The organism is Mycobacterium sp. 1274761.0, assembly GCF_001668615.1.
In the GTDB taxonomy this organism is placed as follows: Bacteria; Actinomycetota; Actinomycetes; order Mycobacteriales; family Mycobacteriaceae; genus Mycobacterium.
The window spans coordinates 1-5,394 of the sequence record NZ_LZMC01000106.1; the positions used below are offsets into that span (position 1 = coordinate 1).

3 rRNA genes are annotated in these 5,394 nt (G+C 56.6%); all 3 read left to right on the plus strand.

Features of this window, described 5'->3' with window-relative positions:
* Positions 1-171 precede the first annotated feature (171 nt).
* The 3 genes from A5651_RS21570 (at position 172) to rrf (ending at position 5,391) form a co-directional block, all read left to right on the plus strand.
* Positions 172-1,696: ribosomal RNA gene (locus A5651_RS21570) — 16S ribosomal RNA — on the plus strand.
* Between the two features lie 376 nt (positions 1,697-2,072).
* Positions 2,073-5,198: ribosomal RNA gene (locus A5651_RS21575) — 23S ribosomal RNA — on the plus strand.
* Between the two features lie 79 nt (positions 5,199-5,277).
* Positions 5,278-5,391, plus strand: a 5S ribosomal RNA gene (gene rrf / locus A5651_RS21580).
* The 16S, 23S and 5S rRNA genes sit together here, the layout of an rRNA operon.
* Positions 5,392-5,394 lie beyond the last annotated feature (3 nt).

Genomic DNA, 5,394 nt, shown 5'->3' on the forward strand with positions numbered 1-5,394 from the left:
CGGGTGTGTTGTTTGAGAACTCAATAGTGTGTTTGGTGGTTTTTGTTTGTTGTTTTTGTTTGGCCACATTCTTGGCGCCCCGTGCCTTGGGTGTGGTGTTTTTTATTGTCAGTTTTTCTGACGATGTCAGGTTTCTCTGATTTGAAATTGCCTCTGTTGTGGAGGGGTTTTTGTTTGGAGAGTTTGATCCTGGCTCAGGACGAACGCTGGCGGCGTGCTTAACACATGCAAGTCGAACGGTAAGGCCCTTTCGGGGGTACACGAGTGGCGAACGGGTGAGTAACACGTGGGTGATCTGCCCTGCACTTTGGGATAAGCCTGGGAAACTGGGTCTAATACCGAATACACCTTGCTGGTCGCATGGCCTGGTGGGGGAAAGCTTTTGCGGTGTGGGATGGGCCCGCGGCCTATCAGCTTGTTGGTGGGGTGATGGCCTACCAAGGCGACGACGGGTAGCCGGCCTGAGAGGGTGTCCGGCCACACTGGGACTGAGATACGGCCCAGACTCCTACGGGAGGCAGCAGTGGGGAATATTGCACAATGGGCGCAAGCCTGATGCAGCGACGCCGCGTGGGGGATGACGGCCTTCGGGTTGTAAACCTCTTTCAGCTACGACGAAGCGTGAGTGACGGTAGTAGCAGAAGAAGCACCGGCCAACTACGTGCCAGCAGCCGCGGTAATACGTAGGGTGCGAGCGTTGTCCGGAATTACTGGGCGTAAAGAGCTCGTAGGTGGTTTGTCGCGTTGTTCGTGAAAACCTAAGGCTTAACCTTGGGCGTGCGGGCGATACGGGCAGACTGGAGTACTGCAGGGGAGACTGGAATTCCTGGTGTAGCGGTGGAATGCGCAGATATCAGGAGGAACACCGGTGGCGAAGGCGGGTCTCTGGGCAGTAACTGACGCTGAGGAGCGAAAGCGTGGGGAGCGAACAGGATTAGATACCCTGGTAGTCCACGCCGTAAACGGTGGGTACTAGGTGTGGGTTTCCTTCCTTGGGATCCGTGCCGTAGCTAACGCATTAAGTACCCCGCCTGGGGAGTACGGCCGCAAGGCTAAAACTCAAAGGAATTGACGGGGGCCCGCACAAGCGGCGGAGCATGTGGATTAATTCGATGCAACGCGAAGAACCTTACCTGGGTTTGACATGCACAGGACGTCGGCAGAGATGTCGGTTCCCTTGTGGCCTGTGTGCAGGTGGTGCATGGCTGTCGTCAGCTCGTGTCGTGAGATGTTGGGTTAAGTCCCGCAACGAGCGCAACCCTTGTCTCATGTTGCCAGCACGTGATGGTGGGGACTCGTGAGAGACTGCCGGGGTCAACTCGGAGGAAGGTGGGGATGACGTCAAGTCATCATGCCCCTTATGTCCAGGGCTTCACACATGCTACAATGGCCGGTACAAAGGGCTGCGATGCCGTGAGGTGGAGCGAATCCTTTTCAAAGCCGGTCTCAGTTCGGATCGGGGTCTGCAACTCGACCCCGTGAAGTCGGAGTCGCTAGTAATCGCAGATCAGCAACGCTGCGGTGAATACGTTCCCGGGCCTTGTACACACCGCCCGTCACGTCATGAAAGTCGGTAACACCCGAAGCCGGTGGCCTAACCCCTTGTGGGAGGGAGCCGTCGAAGGTGGGATCGGCGATTGGGACGAAGTCGTAACAAGGTAGCCGTACCGGAAGGTGCGGCTGGATCACCTCCTTTCTAAGGAGCACCACGAAAAGAGTTGGCAGTGGGCCAGTCTCGAGCCGTGATGGAGTCGGTTGCTGTAGTGGCGCCGGCTTGGTGCACAACAAACGTGGTGTGGCCCTACGGGTTTGGGGCTGCACGGGATCATCAGACACACTATTGGGCTTTGAGACAACAAGCCCGTGGCCCCTGGGTGGGGGTGGCTCTGCGTTGGTGGGGTCGGTTGGTTGTCGCCTCGTCTTTGGTGGTGGGGTGTGGTGTTTGATTTGTGGATAGTGGTTGCGAGCATCTAGCGGCGAGTGCCTCTCTTTTTGGGGGGTGTTTGTTGTTGATGTGCAATTTCAGAGTTTCTCTGTGTAGAGAATCTCGAACTCATTTTTTGGTTTTTGTGTTGTAAGTGTTTAAGGGCGCATGGTGGATGCCTTGGCACTGAGAGCCGATGAAGGACGTGGGAGGCTGCGATATGCCTCGGGGAGTTGTCAACCGAGCGTGGATCCGAGGATGTCCGAATGGGGAAACCCGGCGCGAGTGATGTCGCGTCACTGTCTGGTGAATCTATAGCCAGTCAGAGGTAACGCGGGGAAGTGAAACATCTCAGTACCCGTAGGAAGAGAAAACAATGGTGATTCCGTTAGTAGTGGCGAGCGAACGCGGAGGATGGCTAAACCGGATGCATGTGATACCCGGCGGGGGTTGTGTGTTCGGTGTTGTGGGGTCTGTGTTCCATTCACCGCCGTGGATGGCAGCAGTGATAAAAGCATGTGTTAGGTGAAGTGGCCTGGGATGGTCTGTCCGTAGAGGGTGAGAGCCCCGTAACTGAAAACATGTGCTCTGTTGTGGCAGTGTCCCCGAGTAGCAGCGGGCCCGTGGAATCTGCTGTGAATCTGCCGGGACCACCCGGTAAGCCTGAATACTTCTCAGTGACCGATAGCGGATCAGTACCGTGAGGGAATGGTGAAAAGTACCCCGGGAGGGGAGTGAAAGAGTACCTGAAACCGTGTGCCTACAATCCGTCAAAGCCCTCGATTTGTCGTGGGGTGATGGCGTGCCTTTTGAAGAATGAGCCTGCGAGTCAGGGACATGTCGCGAGGTTAACCCGGGTGGGGTAGCCGCAGCGAAAGCGAGTCTGAATAGGGCGTATCCCCCATTTTGTGGGGGTGTAGTGGTGTGTTCTGGACCCGAAGCGGAGTGATCTACCCATGGCCAGGGTGAAGCGACGGTAAGACGTCGTGGAGGCCCGAACCCACTTAGGTTGAAGACTGAGGGGATGAGCTGTGGGTAGGGGTGAAAGGCCAATCAAACTCCGTGATAGCTGGTTCTCCCCGAAATGCATTTAGGTGCAGCGTTGCGTGGTTCTTGTTGGAGGTAGAGCTACTGGATGGCCGATGGGCCCTACTAGGTTACTGACGTCAGCCAAACTCCGAATGCCGACAAGGTGAAGCGTGGCAGTGAGACGGCGGGGGATAAGCTCCGTGCGTCGAGAGGGAAACAGCCCAGATCGCCGGCTAAGGCCCCTAAGCGTGTGCTAAGTGGAAAAGGATGTGCAGTCGCGAAGACAACCAGGAGGTTGGCTTAGAAGCAGCCACCCTTGAAAGAGTGCGTAATAGCTCACTGGTCAAGTGATTGTGCGCCGATAATGTAGCGGGGCTCAAGCACACCGCCGAAGCCGCGGCAGCCGCCCTTGGTGGTGGCTGGGTAGGGGAGCGTCCTGCATCCGGTGAAGCAGCCGTGGAAACGTGTTGTGGAGGGTGTGGGAGTGAGAATGCAGGCATGAGTAGCGATAAGGCAAGTGAGAACCTTGCCCGCCGAAAGACCAAGGGTTCCTGGGCCAGGCCAGTCCGCCCAGGGTGAGTCGGGACCTAAGGCGAGGCCGACAGGCGTAGTCGATGGACAACGGGTTGATATTCCCGTACCCGTGTGTGCGCGTCCCTGATGAATCAGAGGTACTAACCACCCAAAACCTGCTCCACCGATCCCTTCGGGGTGAGGGGAGCCGGGGCTGCGTGGGACCTTCTTTGGTAGTAGTCAAGCGATGGGGTGACGCAGGAAGGTAGCCGTACCAGTCAGTGGTAATACTGGGGCAAACCGGTAGGAAGAAACCCAGGCAAATCCGGGTTTCGCATATTCCGAGAGGTGATGCATAGCCGAATGAGGCGAATTCGGTGATCCTAAGCTGCCAAGAAAAGCCTCTAGCGAGTACACACACGGCCCGTACCCCAAACCGACACAGGTGGTCAGGTAGAGAATACCGAGGCGTACGAGTGAACTATGGTTAAGGAACTCGGCAAAATGCCCCCGTAACTTCGGGAGAAGGGGGACCCACACACCGTCAACCGGCATGCCCGGGGCAGCGGGAGTGGGTGGCACAAACCAGTGAGAAGCGACTGTTTACTAAAAACACAGGTCCGTGCGAAGTCGCAAGACGATGTATACGGACTGACGCCTGCCCGGTGCTGGAAGGTTAAGAGGACCCGTTAACCCCTTTTGGGGTGAAGCGGAGAATTTAAGCCCCAGTAAACGGCGGTGGTAACTATAACCATCCTAAGGTAGCGAAATTCCTTGTCGGGTAAGTTCCGACCTGCACGAATGGCGTAACGACTTCTCAGCTGTCTCAACCATAGACTCGGCGAAATTGCACTACGAGTAAAGATGCTCGTTACGCGCGGCAGGACGAAAAGACCCCGGGACCTTCACTACAACTTGGTATTGGTGCTCGATACGGTTTGTGTAGGATAGGTGGGAGACTAGGAAGCTTTCACGCCAGTGAAAGTGGAGTCGTTGTTGAAATACCACTCTGATCGTATTGGGCCTCTAACCTCGAACCGTCTATCCGGTTCAGGGACAGTGCCTGGTGGGTAGTTTAACTGGGGCGGTTGCCTCCCAAAAAGTAACGGAGGCGCCCAAAGGTTCCCTCAACCTGGACGGCAATCAGGTGTTGAGTGTAAGTGCACAAGGGAGCTTGACTGCGAGACTGACACGTCAAGCAGGGACGAAAGTCGGGACTAGTGATCCGGCACCCCCGAGTGGAAGGGGTGTCGCTCAACGGATAAAAGGTACCCCGGGGATAACAGGCTGATCTTCCCCAAGAGTCCATATCGACGGGATGGTTTGGCACCTCGATGTCGGCTCGTCGCATCCTGGGGCTGGAGCAGGTCCCAAGGGTTGGGCTGTTCGCCCATTAAAGCGGCACGCGAGCTGGGTTTAGAACGTCGTGAGACAGTTCGGTCTCTATCCGCCGCGCGCGTCAGAAGCTTGAGGAAACCTGTCCCTAGTACGAGAGGACCGGGACGGACGAACCTCTGGTCTACCAGTTGTCCCACCAGGGGCACCGCTGGATCGCCACGTTCGGACAGGATAACCGCTGAAAGCATCTAAGCGGGAAACCCCCTCCAAGACCAGGCTTCTCACCCATCAAGTGGGATAAGGCCCCCCGCAGACCACGGGATCAATAGACCAGACCTGCACACCCAGCAATGGGCTCAGGGAACTGGCACTAACCGGCCGAAAACTTACACACAACCAAAACCTCGCAACCACACCACACACCACACCCCACCACCAAAACACAAACCTGGTGAAACACAACACAATAAAGTTACGGCGGAAATAGCGACAGGGAAACGCCCGGACCCATCCCGAACCCGGAAGCTAAGCCTGCCAGCGCCGATGATACTACCCAACCCGGGTGGAAAAGTAGGACACCGCCGAACACA